Genomic DNA, 15,846 nt, shown 5'->3' on the forward strand with positions numbered 1-15,846 from the left:
CCCGTCACACCGCCGCGGCGACCGCGCGCGCCCGGGACGCCGCCGTCCGGTCCCCACGCCCGGCCAGCACCGCGACGACCAGCCCGACCACGGCCAGCCCGGCCGCGACGACGTTCGGCGAGGCGTAGCCGAACCCGGCCGCGATCACGATGCCGCCCAGCGCGGCCCCGATCGCGTTGGCGACGTTGAACGCGGCCTGGTTGGCCGCCGAGGCCAGGTTCGGCGCGTCACCGGCGCCGCTGATGATCCGCAGCTGCACCGCCGGGACCAGCGCGAACGTCGTCACGGCGAAGGCGAACAGGGCGACGACCGCGGTCGCCTGGTTCTGCAGGGCAGGCACGAACAGCAACGCGACGACGGCGTCGGCGACGAGTGCGCCGTAGATCGTCGGCATGGTCGCGATGTCGGCCAGGCGGGCGCCGACCAGGTTCCCGACGGTCATGCCGACGCCGAACAACGCGAGCAGCAGCGTGACCTCGGTCGGGGTGAACCCGGCGACCTCGACCAGCATCGGGGTGATGTAGCTGTAGGTGCTGAACAGCGCGGCCCCGCCGACCGTCGCGACCAGCAGCGCCGTCCACACCGGACGGTGGGTGAGGGCGCGCAGCTCGGCGCGCAGGCGCACCGGGGTGGCGTCGCGGACGTCGGGGACGCAGGCGGCGACGGCCACCGCGGCGACCGCGGCGATCACCCCGACGACGCCGAACACCGGCCGCCACCCGAGCTGCTGGCCGAGCAGGGTCCCGGCCGGGACGCCCGCGACGTTGGCCAGGGTCAGCCCGGCGAACATCGTCGCCATCGCGCGGGCCCGGCGGTCGGCGCTCACGAGCCCGCCCGCGACGACGGCGCCGATCCCGAAGAAGGCGCCGTGCGGCAGCCCGGCGAGGAACCGGGCGGCGAGCACCGGCAGGAAGCCGGGCACGACGGCGGACAGCACGTTGAACGCGGCGTAGCCGGCCATGAGTCCGATGAGGACGTGCTTGCGCGGGAACCGGTTCGCCGCCGCGACCAGCAGCGGGGCCCCCACGACGACGCCGACCGCGTACGCCGAGATCAGCCGGCCCGCGTCGGGGATGTCGACGGCGAGCCCGCCGGCGACGTCGGGCAGCAGGCCCATGATCACGAACTCGCCGGTGCCGATGGCGAAGGCGCCGACGGCCAGTGCGGCGAGCGCGAAGGCGGGACGGGTGGTGATTGCACGCATCGGGTGCCTCCTCCGGGGAGTGGCAGGACAGGGAGGCGGCGTCGTCGTCGCGAATAAACACGCTAAACGAGTAAATAGGCGACGCGCCAGCCCACCGTGCTGTCCGCCACGTCACCCCGCCTTCTGGTTGGCTGTGCCGGTGAGCACCCCGAAGCTGCCGCGCAAGGTCTACGACGCCGAGCTGCTCCGCCTGCAGGGCGAGCTGCTGCAGATGCAGGAGTGGGTCCGGGCGTCGGGCGCACGGGTGGTCGTGGTCTTCGAGGGACGCGACGCCGCGGGCAAGGGCGGAGCGATCCAGCGGGTCACCCAGTACCTCAACCCACGGTTCACCCGGATCGTCGCGCTGCCCGCGCCGACCGAGCGCCAGAGGGGGCAGTGGTACTTCCAGCGCTACGTCGAGCAGCTGCCCGCGGCCGGCGAGATCGTGCTGATGGACCGGTCCTGGTACAACCGCGCCGGCGTCGAGCGGGTGATGGGGTTCTGCACCGAGACCGAGTACCGCCGCTTCCTGCGCCAGGCGCCGGTGTTCGAGAACATGCTCGTCGAGGACGGCATCCACCTGCGCAAGTACTGGTTCTCGGTCAGCGCCGAGGAGCAGGCGCGGCGGTTCGCCGAGCGGCTGGAGAACCCGCTCAAGCAGTGGAAGCTCTCGCCGATGGACCTCGAGTCGATGACCCGCTGGGACGACTACTCCCGCGCCCGCGACGACATGCTGATCCACACCGACACCGAGTACGCACCGTGGTGGATCGTCGAGGCCGAACAGAAGCGCAACGCGAGGATCAACATGATCCACCACCTGCTCGGGTCGATCCCCTGGGAGCCGGTGGCGCGCCAGGTGCTGACACTGCCGGACCGGAAGCCGTCGACGGGCTACGAACGCCCGCCGCGCGAGGTGCAGCGCGACGTGCCCGACCACGCGTCGACGCTGATCTAGGTCACATCCACCCGGACGGTACGGCCGGTACCGGATACCGTCCGGACGAGCGACGATGCGGCACGGACGCCGCGCGAGAGGCGGTGCACCCGTGGGTGTCGTGCTGTTCACCGGGTTCCCGGGGTTCCTCGGGTCGGCCCTGCTGCCGCGGACCCTGCGCCGCGCACCCGACGCACGCGCGGTCGCACTGGTGCAGGCGAAGTTCCTCGACCAGGCCCGCACGACGCTGGCCCGGATCGAGCGCGAGGCGCCGGAGATCGCCGGGCGCACCGACCTCGTCGTCGGGGACATCACCGTCGACGGGCTGGGACTGGAGCAGGTCGAGCGCGAGCGTCTGCTCGGCGGACCGCTGGAGATCTTCCACCTGGCCGCGGTCTACGACCTCTCGGTGCCGGCGGACGTCGCCTGGCGGGTGAACGTCGAGGGCACCCGGCACGTCGTGCGGTTCGCCGAGGCCGCGTCGCAGCTGGTCCGGCTGCAGTACGTGTCGACCTGCTACGTCTCGGGCCGCTACGACGGCATCTTCTCCGAGACCGACCTGGAGCTCGGCCAGCCCTTCGCCAACCACTACGACCACACCAAGCACGAGGCCGAGCGCGTCGTGGCGAAGGCGCGCGACGCCGGCCTGCCGGTGTCGGTCTACCGGCCCTCGGTCGTCGTCGGGGACTCGGTGACCGGTGCGACGCAGAAGTTCGACGGCCCCTACTACCTGCTCCAGCTGCTGGCCCGGCAGGGCCGGACGGCGTTCGCGCCGCTCCCCCGCGCCGCGTCGCGGACCCGGTTCAACCTGGTGCCCTCGGACTACGTCGTCGACGGGATCGCCGCGCTGGCCGGGCACGGCCCGGCGGTGAACCGGACGTTCGCGCTGGCCCAGCCCGCCCCGCCGACGGTGACCGAGATGTGCGAGGTCTTCGCCGACCGGCTCGGCAAGCAGCTGCGCGTGGTGCCGATGCCGGTCGGGCTCGCCGCGTTCTCCATCGACCACGTACCCGGCGTCGGACGGCTGTTCCAGGTCCCGTCGAGCACGCTGGAGTACCTGACCCACCCGTCGCACTACGACACCGACGCGACGACGGCGATGCTCGGCGGGCTCGGCGTCCACTGCCCGCCGTTCACCGGGCACGTCGACGCGATGGTCCGCTTCTTCCGCGTGAATCCGCAGGTCGGAACGGCTGCGATGGTCTGACGCCGAGAGGTCTACCGTCTCCGGCGTGGCCATCGAGCGGAACGACGTGCTCCTCGCGGCCGCGACCGTGCTCGTGCAGAACCCGGCCGCGTCGATGTCGGAGATCGCGACCGGCGCCGGCATCAGCCGGGCGACCCTGCACCGGCTCGTCGACGGCCGGGAGGCCCTGCTCTCCGAGCTCAGCGAGATGGGCGTGGAGCGCGGGATCGCCGCGATCCGGGAGGCCCGGACCGACGAGGGCGACCCGATCGAGGCGGTGCGCCGGGTCATCGTCGGCCTGCTGCCCTCGGTGGACCTGTGGGTGCTCGCCGAGCGCATCCAGTCCAGCGACGAGGTCCTGGCCCGCTACGCCGAGATGGACACCCTGCTCGTCGAGCTGTTCCGGCGCGGCCAGCGGAGCGGGGCCTTCTGCGTGACCCAGTCCGCGACGTGGATGACCGAGGCGCTGTACGCCCTGCTGACCCGGGCGGTCCTCGCCGCGCACGACGGCAGGCTCGCCCGGCAGGAGATCGTCGGGGTCACCGAGCGGACGCTGCTGGCCGGGGTCGTGGAGACCGCCGGCCGCAGCCCGGCCACCCCCTGATCCGCACGTCTGGTTCCTCCCTTTCGCCCACTACGCTCGGGGTGTGCTGACCCGCGCCTCCGGCATCGCCCGCTCCCTCGCGACCTACCACGGGATCCCGGGTCGGCAGCGCCGGATGCGCCGCTTCTACTCCGCGTTCCTGCGCCCCGGCGACCTCGCCTTCGACGTCGGCGCGCACGCCGGCAACCGGGTCCGCGCCTGGCGCGCCCTGGGCGCGCGGGTGGTCGCCGTCGAGCCGCAGCCGGACTTCACCCGGCTGCTGCGCCTGTTCTTCGGCCGCGACGACGCCGTGACCGTCCTGCCCCTCGCGCTCGGCGCCGCGGCGGGCACCGCCCACCTCGGGGTCTCCCGCGCCACCCCCACCGTCTCGACGCTGTCCCAGCGCTGGCGCGACACCGTCGCCGACGACGCCGGGTTCGCCCGGGTGACCTGGGACTCCTCGATCGAGGTGCCGGTCAGCACGCTCGACGCGCTCATCGCCGAGCACGGCGTCCCCGCCTTCTGCAAGATCGACGTCGAGGGCTTCGAGGCCGCCGTCCTCGACGGACTGTCCCGGCCGCTGCCCGCGCTCTCGGTGGAGTACCTGCCCGCCGCGCACGACGCCACCCTGGAGTCGCTCGCCCGCATCGAGGCCCTGGGCCGCTACGTCTACCGCTACTCCCCCGTCGAGACGATGACCTGGGACGTCTCGGCCGGCGACCGCTGGGTCGACGCCGCCGCGCTGCGCGCCCTGCTCGACCGGCGCCGCCCGCTGGGCCGCTCGGGCGACGTCTACGCCCGCCACCTGCCCGACTGACCCCACCGCCCGGGCTGATCTCCGGACAAGTCGGGCATGCTGGACACCTCATGCTCCGTAGGACCAGCGGCACCGCCGCCACCGCCCCCGTCGCCCTCCAGGTCGCGGCGGGCGCGGTGCTGCTCACGGCCGTCCTCGCCGTGCTCGTGCCGACCACCGGCGCCGGTGCCCTGCGGGTCACCGGCGCGGCCGTCGTCGGCGTCGTCGCCGCGGCGCTGCTCCTGCGGGCCGCGCGCCGCGCCGGGGAGCGGACGCTCGGCCCGGCCGGGGTGGTCACGCTGGCCCGCGGCGCGCTCGCCGTGGCGGTCGTCGCGCTGGTCGGCCTGGACGGCGCCGGGACCGTCGCGCTGGTGGCGCTCACCGCCCTCGCCCTCGCCCTCGACGGCGTCGACGGCCCGGTCGCGCGCCGCACCGGCACCGTGACCGCGCTGGGCGCCCGGTTCGACATGGAGACCGACGCGTTCCTGCTGATGGTGCTGTCGGTCCACGTCGCCGCGACGACCGGGCACTGGTGGGTCACCGCGCTGGGCCTGCTGCGCTACGCCTTCGTCGCCGCCGGGCGGGCCGCGCCGTGGCTGCGCGGCGAGCTCCCGCCGCGCTACTCGGCCAAGGTCGTCGCCGCCCTGCAGGGGATCGTGCTGGTCGTGACCGCGGCCGGGGTGCTGCCCGACGCCGTCGCGCTCACCGCGGTCGGGGTCGCGCTGGCCGCGCTGGCGTGGTCGTTCGGGGTGTCGGTGGTGCAGCTGTGGCGGGCTGCCGACCGGCATCCGTTCCACGCCCGCCGGGCCGGGGCCGCGCTGCTCACCACGCTCTGCCTCGCGCTCGTCGGCGGGATCCTGGTGCTGCCCGCCGACCCGGCCGCCCTCGGCCCGGCCGGGCTGCTGCGGCTGCCGATCGAAGCCGTCCTCGGCGCGGCGGTGCTCGCGCTGCTGCCCGGGCGGGCCCGGCGGGTCGCCGCCGCCCTCGCCGGGACGCTGCTCGGCGTCGTCGGGCTGCTCAAGCTCGCCGACATCGGCTTCCTCGCCTTCCAGGGCCGCCGGTTCGACGCCGTGTCCGACTGGTCGCTGCTGGGCAACGCGCACGAGTTCCTGCGTGGCGCCGCCGGTGCGGCGGCCGGGACCGCGGTCGCCGTGCTCGCCGCCGTCGTCGCGGTGGGGCTGGTCGTGGCGACGGCGGCCGCGGCGGCCCGGCTCGGGCGGCTCGCGGCCCGGCACCGGCGGGCCACCGTCGGGACCGCCGCGCTGCTGGCCGCGGCCTGGCTGCTGGTGGGCACCCTCGCCGACGCCCGGATCGTCCCCGGGGTGCCGGTGGCCGCCGCCGACGGCGTCGCCGAGGTCGCCCACCGCGCCCAGCAGGTCCCGCGCACGCTGGCCGAGCGCCGGGAGCTCACCGAGTCCCTCGCCCGCGACGCATGGGCCGGCCGCCCTCCGGAGTCGCTGCTCACGGCGCTGGACGGCACGGACGTCGTCATCGTCTTCGTGGAGAGCTACGGCCGCAACGCCCAGCACGCCCCGGAGATGGCGCCGCGGATCCGGCCGGTGCTCGCCGGGGCCGACGCCCGCCTCGCCGCGGCCGGGTACGGCGCGCGCAGCGGCGTGCTCACCGCACCGATCAACGGCGGCGGCAGCTGGCTCGCCCACGCGACGCTGTTCTCCGGGCTGTCGATCGCCGACCAGGGCGCGCACGACCGGCTCACCGCGTCCAACCGGCTGACGCTGCCCCGCGCGTTCCGCGACGCCGGGTGGGAGACCGCCGTCGTCACCCCGGCGACGACGCGGGAGTGGCCCGAGGCCGCGTTCTTCGGCCACCAGCGGGTGCACGCCGGCGCCGACCTCGGCTACGCGGGCCCGCCGTTCAGCTGGTCCCCGATGCCCGACCAGTACACCCTCGACGCGTTCTCCCGGCTCGAGCTCGACCGCCCGGGCCGGGGCCCGCTGCTCGGCACCGTGGTCCTGACCTCCAGCCACGCGCCGTGGTCGCCGGTGCCGCCGCTGCTCGACCCGGCCGGGATCGGCGACGGCGCCGTCTACGGGCCGTACGCCGACGGCCAGCAGGCCTACGACACGATCTTCTCCCTGGACCGGGCGACGCTGCGCGCGGACTACCTCACCTCGCTGGAGTACGCGCTGCGCAGCGCCACCGGCTGGGTGGCCGACCGCCCGGAGGGCGACCGGGACCTCGTCGTGCTGATGCTGGGCGACCACGAGCCCGGCGCGACGGTGTCCGGGCCCGGCGCGGGCTCCGACGTCCCGGTCTCGGTGATCACCCGCGACACCGAGGTGCTGGACCGGATCGACGACTGGGGCTGGACGCCCGGGCTGCTCCCGCCGCCGGACGCGCCGCCGTGGCCGATGGCCGGGCTCCGGGACCGCTTCCTGGCCGCGTTCTCCTGACCGGTGGCTCAGGACGCGCGGTAGCGCAGCAGCACCAGGTCGCCCATCGGGCGGGCCTCGACCAGGGACATGCCGCGCTGCGGGCACTGGGGGAACCGGCCGTCGTGCACGAAGCGCGGGGCCCGGGCGTCGCCGACGAAGAACGGCGCGACGACCACGTGCAGCTCGTCGACCACCCCGGCGGTGAGGAACGCGGTGTGCACAGCGCCCCCGCCCTCGACCAGCAGCCGCCGCACGCCGCGGGCGGCCAGGTCGTCGAGCACCGCGCACGGGTCCGGCGGGTCCCCCGCGGCGACGACCTCGGCGGTGTCGCCGAGCCGCTCGCGCAGCGCGGCCGCGGACGGTCCGGCCGTGAACACCAGCGGGGCGTCCCCGCCCGCGAACACCCGGGCCGACGGGTCCAGCGACGCCCCGGTGGTCAGCACCACCCGCCGCGGCGACGGCGGGCGGCCGTCGGCGACCCGCCCGGCGCGACGCTCCGCGCGGCGCACCAGCAGCCGCGGGTCGTCGGCGCGGACGGTGCCCGCGCCGACCAGGATCGCGTCGACCCCCGCGCGCACGGCGTCCACGCGGTCGAGGTCGTCGGCGTCGGAGAGCACCAGGGTGTCCGGGCCGGCGTCGTCGATGTAGCCGTCCAGCGACATCGCGACCGACGCCAGCACGTATGGCCGGTCCACTCAGACCACCTCCGCGCACCGGGCCGTCGCCCGATACGTCCGGATACCGTCAGGACCGTCGGCGCGCCGGGCGCCGGGATCGGGGACGGTGCGGTGGGACACGAGGCACGGGCGTTCTGGCTGGCCGCGCCGGGGCACGGCGAGATCCGGACGGTGCCGGTGCCCGACCCCGGGCCCGACGAGGTGCTCGTGCGCACCCGGTACACCGCCGTCAGCCGCGGCACCGAGACCCTGGTGTTCCGCGGCGAGGTCCCGGAGTCCGAGCACGAGCGGATGCGGGCCCCGTTCCAGGACGGCGACTTCCCCGCCCCGGTGAAGTACGGCTATCTCGCGGTGGGCGAGGTCGAGCAGGGCCCGCCGGAGCTCGCCGGGCGGACCGTGTTCTGCCTGTACCCGCACCAGAGCCGGTTCGTGGTGCCCGTCGACGCGGTCACCGTCGTCCCCGACGACGTGCCCGCCGCGCGCGCCGTGCTCGCCGGCACCGTCGAGACCGCCGTGAACGCGGTGTGGGACGCCGCCCCGCTGGTCGGCGACCGGATCGCCGTCGTCGGGGCGGGGATGGTCGGGGCGGCGGTGGCCGCGGTCCTGGCCGGGCTGCCCGGCGCGCGGGTGCAGCTCGTCGACCCCGACCCGGACCGGGCCGCCGTCGCCGCGGCGCTCGGCGTCGAGTTCGCCTCTCCCGACGACGCCGAGGGCGACCGGGACCTCGTCGTGCACGCCAGCGCCACCCCGGCCGGCCTGGCGCGCTCGCTGGAGCTGCTCGGGCCGGAGGGCGAGGTGGTCGAGCTCAGCTGGTACGGCACCCGCACGGTGCCGCTGCCGCTGGGCGGGGCGTTCCACAGCCGCCGGCTCACCATCCGCGCCAGCCAGGTCGGCACGGTGTCGCCGCGCCGTGCCCGGCGTGGCTACGGCGACCGGATGGCGCTGGCGCTGCGGCTGCTCGCCGACCCGCGGTTCGACGCCCTCGTCGGCGGCGAGTGCACGCTCGACGAGCTGCCGGGCGTGCTCGCCGCGATGGCGGCGGGCGGGCCGCCGTCGCTGTGCCTCCGGGTGTCGCACGACGGAGCTCAGTAGCCGGTCGCGGTGTGGCTGCGCGGTGCGCCGTCGGCCGTGTCGACCTGCGGCAGGACGTGGCCGAGCCGGTCGCGCTTGGCCGTCAGGTAGCGCACGTTGTGCTCGTCGGCGGGCTCGAGCACCGGCACCAGCTCGGCGACGACGATGCCGTGCCCGGTCAGCGCCTCGACCTTCGCCGGGCTGTTGGACAGCAGCCGCACCCGGTCGATGCCGAGGTGGCGCAGCACGACCGCGGCGGCGCCGAAGTCGCGCACGTCCACCGGCAGCCCCAGCGCGAGGGCCGAGTCGATGGTGTCCAGGCCGTCCTCGTCCTGCAGCACGTGCGTGCGGATCTTCGCGATCAGACCGATGCCGCGGCCCTCGTGCCCGCGCAGGTAGACGATCACGCCGCGGCCCGCGTTGACGACGGCCTCGATCGCGATCGACAGCTGCGCGCCGCACTCGCAGCGCCGCGCACCGAAGACGTCGCCGGTGAGGCACTCGGAGTGCATCCGCACCAGCGGCGCCTCCACGTCCGTGGGGTCGCCGTGCACCAGCGCGAGGTGCTCGGGACCACCCTCGTACTCGCGGAAGGCGATCGCACGGAACTCCCCGTGCCGTGTGGTCAACCGGGACTCGGCGAACTCGTGTCGGTCGTCGTGCACCGTTGCTCCTCCATGATCGGGCGGGGCCGTGAGAGCCTCGCCTGCGTGAATCCCCTCCCGGTCGACACCACCGAGGACGTCCGGGAGCGGGGTGCCTCCGTGGCCCTGCTCCCGGTCGGGAGCCTCGAGCAGCACGGACCGCATCTGCCCCTGACCACCGACACCCTCGTGGCGTCCGCGGTGGCCGCCCGGATCGCGCAGGCCCACCCCGTGCGCGTCCTGCCACCCCTGACGATCTCCTGCTCCCACGAGCACGCCGCGTGGGCGGGCACCGTGAGCATCTCCGCGGCGACGCTCGGCGCGGTCGTCTCCGACGTCGCCGCCTCGCTGCGCGCCTCCGGCACCACCGCGCTGGTCCTGGTCAACGCGCACGGCGGGAACCACGTCCTGCGCAACGTCGTCCAGGAGGCCTCGGTCGGGCCGCTGCCCATGGCCCTGTTCCCCGTCTCCGAGGACTGGACCGCCGCCCGCCGATCCGCCGGCTGCGAGACCTCGAACACCGCCGACATGCACGCCGGGGAGCTCGAGACCTCGATCCTGCTGCACGCCGTCCCCGACCAGGTCCGGCCGTCGTACCGCACCGCCGACCACGTCGCCGACGAACGGCCGCACCTGCTCACGACCGGGCTCGCGGCCTACTCCGCCACCGGTGTGGTGGGACGGCCGTCGCTCGCCACCGCCGACAAGGGCCGGGGCCTGCTCGACGCGCTCGTGGTCGCCTTCGCGGGCCACCTGCGGGTGCTCGCCGGGCGCTGACGGCGCGGTCCCCCGGGCCGCGCGGCGGCGCCGCAGCACCACGAGCGCGCCGGGCGCGACCCCGACGAGCGCCAGCACCCCGTAGGCGACGGCGGCGGCGAGCCCCTCGGCGGCCGGCAGCCCGACCGCTGCGAACCCGGCCGCGGCGGCCGCCTCGCGCGGCCCCCAGCCGCCGACGGTGAGCGGGATCGTCATCGCCAGCAGCGCGACCAGCAGCAACGGCAGCAGGACGGTGAGCGGTGCGGTCGCGCCGGCCGCCCGCGCGGCCAGCACGAACAACGTGAGGTGGCAGGCCAGCGCTCCGGCCGAGGTCAGCACCACCCCGGCCGCGGTGCGCGGGCGCAGGACGGTGCGCGCGTCGGACCACACCCGGCCGAGCCGGGCGCGCAGCAGCCACCCGGCCCCGCCGAGCGCGGCCACGACGGCGAGCACGGGCAGCGCCGCGCCGCCCGGGACCGCCCCGGCCGCGGCCCGCAGCAGGTCCGGCTGCAGCGCCAGGACGAGGGCGACGGCCGCCACCGCGACCAGGTGCCCCGCGACCCGTTCGAACACCACGGCCCTCACCCCGGCGCCGAGGTCCCCCTCGCTGCGCCCGTGGCTGACCGCGCGGTGGACGTCACCGAGGACCCCGGCGGGCAGCAGTGAGTTGAGGAAGGTGGCGCCGTAGCAGTCGGCGACGGCGCGTCCCGGGGTCAGGCCGAGCCCGATCGAGCGGGCGACCATCCGCCACCGCCAGGCGCTGAGCACGGTCGCCACCGCGCCGAGCAGCAGCGCGGCGACGGCGGCCGCCGGGCCGACGCCGCGCAGGCGCTCCAGCACCGGACCGACACCGACCTGCACGACCAGCACGGCGAGCAGCCCCACCCCGGCGAACAGCCGCAGGGCCGGACCCACCCGACCGCTCACGACCGTCCCCCCGGCACCGCCAGCAGATCGGTGTGCCCGACCGAGACGGTGAGCTCCCCCGCGTCGAGGGCGCGCTCGCGCCGGTCGCGGTAGGCACCGGCGTGCGCGGCGAGACCGGGACGCTGCGCGCACGCCGCGTCGAGCCGTCCGGCCAGCCACTCGCGGAGCAGCGCGGGCCGGTCGGGACCGAGCCGCCACGGCGAGTCGGCGGTGCGGACCCGCGCGCCGTGCCGGGCGAACGCGGCCGCCGCGGCGGCGGGGGCGTCCGGCCCGAGCATCCGGCGGCCGTTCTCGTCGCGGCGCTGGTGGTCGTCGAAGGCGGCGCCGATCTCGGCGTCGAGCGGGTCCTCGGGGTGCAGCCGGACCCGGCCGGACACGGTCAGGGTGAACAGCACGGGGCAGCCGGCGGCGGTGCAGGCGGCGGCCAGGGCGTCCATCTCCTCGGCGGTGAGCAGGTCGAGCAGCGCGGACGCGGTGACCAGCGACGTCCCGGCCAGCGCGTCGGCGCCGAGCCCGGTGAGGTCGCCGGGGCCGGCCTCGGCGGTCACCCCGCCGGGCAGCGACGCGACGGCGTGGGAGAGCACGACGGGGTCGCGGTCGTGCAGGACCCAGTGCTGGCCACCGGGCCGGGCGAGGCGCGGGGCGAGCCAGCGGCCCATCGACCCGGTGCCGCAGCCGAGGTCGCGCACCAGCAGCGGGCCCGGCGGCAGGAGGTCGCGGACGGCGTCGGCGAGCGCGGTCGAGCGGGCGTCGGCGTCGGCGGGCTCGCGCAGGGCGAGCCACTCCGGCGGGCAGACCGGGTTGCCCGCCGCACCCTGGATCGGGACGGCGGTGTGGTCGACGCGGTGGTCGGCGCGGTGGTCGGCGGCGCGGTGGCCGGCGGCGGCGCTCACGGCAGCACCGCGCAGAGGGCGCGGGCGGTGTCGGCCCAGCCGTCGAGCCGGTCCCGGCGGTCCCGGGCGGCGGCGCGCAGGTCCGCGCGCATCCCCGGGTCGGTCAGCCAGGACCGCAGCGCGCCGGCCAGCGCGTCCTGGTCGCCGGGGTCGACGAGCAGCCCACCGTCGCCGAGCGCCTCGGGCACCCCGCCGACCGCAGCGGCGATCACCGGGACGGCCCGGGCCAGCGCCTCGGTGACGACCATCCCGTAGCTCTCGGTGCGCGAGGGGAGCACGAGCAGGTCCGCGGAGGCGTAGGCGGCGTCGAGGGCGGGGCCGGTCAGCGGGCCGGTGAGGGTGATCCGCCCGGCCAGGCCGTGCCGGTCCACCGCCGCGCGCACGGCCGCGGCGTGCGCGGGGTCGCGGTCGAGCGGCCCGGCCAGGCGCAACGTCCACTCCCGGTCGGCGACGCGGGCGAGGGCCTCGACCAACAGGTCGTGGCCCTTGGTCGGGGTGAGGGCCCCGACCGCGAGCAGCCGGGTACCGGACGGGTGCGCGGACGTCATCGGGGCAGGGTCCACCCCCGGCGACGCGACGTGCACGCGGGCGAGGGGCAGCTGGTGCAGACGGACCACCCGCCGTGCCGTCCATCGGCTGGTGGCGACGACGGCGGCCGCCGTGTGCAGCGCCGCGTGCTCCCGGCCCCGGCGGTCCGCGACGACCGCCGCGGCGAGCCCGTGCTCGTCGCCCAGCGGCAGGTGCACCAGGACGACCGCGCGTACCCGGCCGGTGTGACGGGCGAGGACCCCGGGCGCGGCGCAGGCGACGAGCCCGTCGAGCAGCACCGACGCGTCGTCCGGGACACCCCTGAGCGCCGCGTCGAGCCGCTCGAGGGCGGCCCGGTCCGGGTCCGGCCAGCCACCCGCGACGGCGATCTCCCGCACGGGTCGGTCGAACGCGGCGCAGACATTGCGGTCGTAGCGGTTCCCGCCGCTCGGGGAGCGCGGATCGTCGATCCCGGCGGGGACGACGACGTGCACCGCACGCCCCGTGGTCCGGGGCGGTGCGGGAGCCGTCACAGGTCCCGCTCGTAGCTCGCCCACGCGACGTGCGACTCGTGCAGTGTCACCGTCAGGCCGGTCAGCCCGCCGGCGTTGCCGCCGAGCTTCCCCGCGCCGATGCGGTCGGCGAGCCGGTCCGCGATCGCCCGGGCCAGGAACTCGGTGGTCGTGTTGACGCCCGCGAACTCGGGGTGGTCGTCGAGGTCGCGGTGGTTGAGGTCGGCGAGCGTCTCCGCGAGCTGGGCGGTGGCCAGCCCGATGTCGACGACGATCCCGTCCGGGTCCAGCTCGGGGCGCCGGAAGGTGGCGTCGACGAGGAAGGTCGCGCCGTGGCGCTGCTGCGCCGGTCCGAAGACCTCGCCGCGCAGGCTGTGCGCCACCATGACGTGGTCACGGACGGTGATGCTGAACAAGCGGTCCTCCTGCGCGCGGCGCTCGCTGAACCGGTTGTCCAGACGAAAAGCGGGCAATGTTCATGAAAGCACCACACCGGTGACGCGGCGAACGAGCCGCGTCACGGGAGTGGCCCGCGCTGGTCACGCGCATGCGCCCGGCTGCTGCGCCCCGTCACCGGTGCTGCTCCGAGCGGATGAGGCGTGACACACGATGGTCACCGTTGAGGCAACGGTGTCTCAGGAGCTACTCTCCTGGTGCGAGTCGGACAGAGCAGCTTCCGAGTCGACCACTACGAGGAGGTAGCCGATGACCACCCACGAGACCCCGATGCCGTCCTGGTCCGAGACCCTGCGGGACGCCGGCCGGCGCACCGGGAACGTGCTCCGCGCGATCTGGGTGGGCATCGACACCTGGAGCGCCGTCACGCACGGCCGCGCCCCGGCCCGTCGCTGACCCCCGTCCCCCGGCGCGGCGCGTCCGCGCCGGGGGACGCCGTCGTTCGGGCCCGGTCCGCGTCCGGCGGTGCCAGCCGCGGGTGCAGCTGAGCCCAGGCCAGCAACCCCAGCGCGGCGGCGACGGCGAACGTCCCCGCCGTCCCGATCCGGCCGGCCAGCCCCCCGGCCAGCGGTGCGCCCACCGTCTGACCGACGCCCAGGGCGAGGCACGCCCACGTCACCGCGCGCGCGGGAGCGCCCGGGAGGATGTGTGCGGCCCACAGGATGCACAGCCCGGTCAGTCCGATGTAGCCGGCGCCGAACAGGCCCGCCGAGACGACCGCGCCGGTCGGGCCCGGCTCCGGCAGGGCGAGCAGGGCGATCCCGGCCGAGAACAGGGTCCAGACGACGAGCCCGACCGTCCGCAGCCCGTACCGCTGCGCCGCCCGTCCCACCGCGCCGCCGAGCATCCCGACCACACCGATCGCACACCAGGCGACGGTGCCGACGACCGGCCCGGCGCCGAGCTCGTCGAGCCGCGCGGTCGAGAAGGTCCAGTACGGCGCGCTGACCAGACCCAGCAGCCCGGCGACGGCCAGCAGCGGCAGCACCCGGCCGCGCCCGCGCTGCGTGGGCGCCGCCTCGGGGACCCCTCGCGGCAGCAACCACGCGGCGGCAGCGGTGACGACGACCGCGACCAGGCCGAACCCGAGCCAGACGGCCCGCCAGTCCCCCGGCAGCAGCGGCGTGAACGCGGTCAGCGCGAGCCCCGCCCCGGTGCCGGTGTTCGCCCAGGCCTGTGCCCGGGTGCGCGCGAGGGCACCGACCGTCTCGACGACGAGCTGCGCCACCCCGGGTGTCGCGATGCCGGCGCCGGCCCCCGCCACCACGATCGCGACACCGAACACCACCACTCCCGGTGCGAGGGCCATGAGCAGCAGCCCCACCGTCGCGGAGACGGCGGCCGCGATCGTGGCACCGCGCGCCGACCGCGCCGACAGCGCCGGAGCGGCGAGCAGCCCGAGGACGTAGCCGGCCGTGGAGAGCCCGCCGAGCACGCCGACCGCGGCCGGGGTCAGGCCGAACGTCTCGGTGAAGCGAGGCACGAACAGTCCGTAGGCGTAGCGGGCGACGCCGTAGCAGAGCGCGATCACCCCCGCGCCGAGCAGCGCGGTGGTCCACCAGGGCCGGTCGGTGGCGGGTGCAGGTCCGGGCCGTTCGCAGGTCGCCGTCATGCCGATAGTGAACAGACCTGTCTGTTTATTTGCAACTCGTGCCCACGGACAGCATCGTCTCTGCTGCTAGAGTCGCCTTTAAGAACAGACCGTTCGGTTCATTCCAGGAGGACGCATGGCACGCACACGGCGCGGCGACGCCGGGGCGAAGGTGCTCGACGCCGCGTCCCGGCTCTTCTACCGGGACGGCATCAACGCGGTCGGGGTGGACACCGTCGCCGCCGAGGCGGGCGTCACCAAGACGGCGCTGTACACGAACTTCGGCTCGAAGGACCGGCTCGTCGTCGCCTACCTGCGGGACCGCGACCGCCGGTGGCAGGACGACGTCGACCGGATCACCGCCGACCACGCGTCGCCGCGGGACCGGATCCTCGCCGTCTTCGACGCCTACGAGAGCTGGCAGTCCCGGGAGGGCTTCCGCGGCTGCGCGTTCCTCAACGCGGCCTCCGAGCTGCCGCGCCTCGACCACCCGGCCCGCGAGGTCGTCCGGCACCACAAGACCGCGCTGCGCAGCTACCTGCAGACCCAGGTCGAGCGGCTGGGGACGGCCGAGCCGGCCGCGGCGCTCGCCGGGACCCTGATGATCCTCCTGGAGGGGGCGGCCGCGATGGCGGTGGTCGAGCACGGGGCGGGGCCGATCCGCGCGGCCCGGGAGGTCGCCGACGGGCTGCTCCCGGCGGCCTGAACGG

General features: G+C 76.0%; 16 protein-coding genes and 1 pseudogene. 9 read left to right on the forward strand and 8 right to left on the reverse strand.

Annotated elements, in window-relative coordinates; translation table 11 throughout:
* Positions 1–4 precede the first annotated feature (4 nt).
* Complete coding sequence (locus KPF22_RS26325) at positions 5–1,204, reverse strand: MFS transporter (RefSeq protein WP_224403578.1); 1,200 nt, start codon at positions 1,202–1,204, stop codon at positions 5–7.
* Positions 1,205–1,343: 139 nt separating this feature from the next.
* On the opposite strand from KPF22_RS26325, the gene ppk2 reads away from it, so the two are divergent.
* The 5 genes from ppk2 (at position 1,344) to KPF22_RS26350 (ending at position 7,099) form a co-directional block, all read left to right on the forward strand.
* On the forward strand, positions 1,344–2,141 hold the full coding sequence (gene ppk2, locus KPF22_RS26330; RefSeq protein ID WP_208823197.1) for a polyphosphate kinase 2: 798 nt from the start codon (positions 1,344–1,346) through the stop codon (positions 2,139–2,141).
* A gap of 91 nt (positions 2,142–2,232) precedes the next feature.
* Positions 2,233–3,327, forward strand: a complete 1,095-nt coding sequence (locus KPF22_RS26335; protein WP_224403579.1) for an SDR family oxidoreductase — start codon at positions 2,233–2,235, stop codon at positions 3,325–3,327.
* Between the two features lie 25 nt (positions 3,328–3,352).
* Positions 3,353–3,910, forward strand: coding sequence for a TetR/AcrR family transcriptional regulator (locus KPF22_RS26340; RefSeq protein ID WP_224403580.1), 558 nt, complete (start codon positions 3,353–3,355; stop codon positions 3,908–3,910).
* Positions 3,911–3,953: 43 nt separating this feature from the next.
* On the forward strand, positions 3,954–4,706 hold the full coding sequence (locus tag KPF22_RS26345) for an FkbM family methyltransferase (RefSeq protein WP_208823201.1): 753 nt from the start codon (positions 3,954–3,956) through the stop codon (positions 4,704–4,706).
* A gap of 50 nt (positions 4,707–4,756) precedes the next feature.
* Entirely contained in the window at positions 4,757–7,099 is a 2,343-nt protein-coding gene (locus KPF22_RS26350; protein ID WP_224403581.1) for a CDP-alcohol phosphatidyltransferase family protein, read from the forward strand.
* Positions 7,100–7,107: 8 nt separating this feature from the next.
* Here the strand turns inward: KPF22_RS26350 and KPF22_RS26355 are convergent, their stop codons facing one another.
* On the reverse strand, positions 7,108–7,776 hold the full coding sequence (locus KPF22_RS26355) for a dihydrofolate reductase family protein (RefSeq protein WP_224403582.1): 669 nt from the start codon (positions 7,774–7,776) through the stop codon (positions 7,108–7,110).
* Positions 7,777–7,869: 93 nt separating this feature from the next.
* Here KPF22_RS26355 and KPF22_RS26360 point away from each other — a divergent pair, with 93 nt between their 5' ends.
* A complete protein-coding gene (locus KPF22_RS26360) occupies positions 7,870–8,850 on the forward strand; it encodes a zinc-binding alcohol dehydrogenase (RefSeq protein WP_224403583.1) in 981 nt (326 codons plus the stop codon).
* Here KPF22_RS26360 and KPF22_RS26365 read toward each other — a convergent pair.
* A complete protein-coding gene (locus tag KPF22_RS26365) occupies positions 8,844–9,638 on the reverse strand; it encodes a GTP cyclohydrolase II (RefSeq protein WP_374107540.1) in 795 nt (264 codons plus the stop codon). The two genes, KPF22_RS26360 and KPF22_RS26365, sit on opposite strands and share 7 nt — an antisense overlap.
* On the opposite strand from KPF22_RS26365, the gene KPF22_RS26370 reads away from it, so the two are divergent.
* The gene (locus tag KPF22_RS26370; RefSeq protein WP_374107541.1) at positions 9,540–10,250 is read left to right on the forward strand and encodes a creatininase family protein; all 711 of its coding nucleotides are present in this window, start codon (positions 9,540–9,542) and stop codon (positions 10,248–10,250) included. The genes KPF22_RS26365 and KPF22_RS26370 overlap by 99 nt on opposite strands.
* Positions 10,251–10,310: 60 nt before the next feature.
* On the opposite strand, the pseudogene KPF22_RS26375 reads toward KPF22_RS26370, so the two are convergent.
* The 4 genes and pseudogenes from KPF22_RS26375 to KPF22_RS26390 form a co-directional block, all read right to left on the reverse strand.
* A pseudogene (locus KPF22_RS26375) lies at positions 10,311–11,156 on the reverse strand (lysylphosphatidylglycerol synthase domain-containing protein); the annotation flags it as partial.
* Entirely contained in the window at positions 11,153–11,977 is an 825-nt protein-coding gene (locus KPF22_RS26380; protein WP_224403984.1) for an SAM-dependent methyltransferase, read from the reverse strand. The gene KPF22_RS26380 and the pseudogene KPF22_RS26375, both read right to left, overlap by 4 nt.
* A gap of 68 nt (positions 11,978–12,045) precedes the next feature.
* Positions 12,046–13,110, reverse strand: coding sequence for a glycosyltransferase family 4 protein (locus KPF22_RS26385; RefSeq protein ID WP_224403584.1), 1,065 nt, complete (start codon positions 13,108–13,110; stop codon positions 12,046–12,048).
* Positions 13,107–13,505, reverse strand: a complete 399-nt coding sequence (locus tag KPF22_RS26390) for a 6-carboxytetrahydropterin synthase (RefSeq protein ID WP_208823205.1) — start codon at positions 13,503–13,505, stop codon at positions 13,107–13,109. The genes KPF22_RS26385 and KPF22_RS26390 overlap by 4 nt, the downstream gene beginning before the upstream one ends.
* 289 nt (positions 13,506–13,794) lie before the next feature.
* On the opposite strand from KPF22_RS26390, the gene KPF22_RS26395 reads away from it, so the two are divergent.
* Complete coding sequence (locus KPF22_RS26395; RefSeq protein ID WP_157818460.1) at positions 13,795–13,941, forward strand: hypothetical protein; 147 nt, start codon at positions 13,795–13,797, stop codon at positions 13,939–13,941.
* Here KPF22_RS26395 and KPF22_RS26400 read toward each other — a convergent pair.
* On the reverse strand, positions 13,910–15,157 hold the full coding sequence (locus KPF22_RS26400) for an MFS transporter (RefSeq protein WP_224403585.1): 1,248 nt from the start codon (positions 15,155–15,157) through the stop codon (positions 13,910–13,912). The genes KPF22_RS26395 and KPF22_RS26400 overlap by 32 nt on opposite strands.
* A gap of 115 nt (positions 15,158–15,272) precedes the next feature.
* On the opposite strand from KPF22_RS26400, the gene KPF22_RS26405 reads away from it, so the two are divergent.
* Positions 15,273–15,842, forward strand: coding sequence for a TetR/AcrR family transcriptional regulator (locus tag KPF22_RS26405; protein WP_224403586.1), 570 nt, complete (start codon positions 15,273–15,275; stop codon positions 15,840–15,842).
* The last annotated feature ends 4 nt before the right edge of the window (positions 15,843–15,846 follow it).

The sequence above is a fragment of the Pseudonocardia sp. ICBG1034 genome (assembly GCF_020131375.1).
In the GTDB taxonomy this organism is placed as follows: Bacteria; Actinomycetota; Actinomycetes; order Mycobacteriales; family Pseudonocardiaceae; genus Pseudonocardia; species Pseudonocardia alni.

Bases quoted from the DNA above. Each gene is read 5' to 3' on its own strand.
- KPF22_RS26325 (WP_224403578.1), bottom strand. From the start codon at position 1,204: ATGCGTGCAATCACCACCCGTCCCGCCTTCGCGCTCGCCGCACTGGCC.
- KPF22_RS26350 (WP_224403581.1), top strand. From the start codon at position 4,757: ATGCTCCGTAGGACCAGCGGCACCGCCGCCACCGCCCCCGTCGCCCTC.
- KPF22_RS26365 (WP_374107540.1), bottom strand. From the start codon at position 9,638: ATGCGGTCCGTGCTGCTCGAGGCTCCCGACCGGGAGCAGGGCCACGGA.
- KPF22_RS26395 (WP_157818460.1), top strand. From the start codon at position 13,795: ATGACCACCCACGAGACCCCGATGCCGTCCTGGTCCGAGACCCTGCGG.
- KPF22_RS26400 (WP_224403585.1), bottom strand. From the start codon at position 15,157: ATGACGGCGACCTGCGAACGGCCCGGACCTGCACCCGCCACCGACCGG.
- KPF22_RS26405 (WP_224403586.1), top strand. From the start codon at position 15,273: ATGGCACGCACACGGCGCGGCGACGCCGGGGCGAAGGTGCTCGACGCC.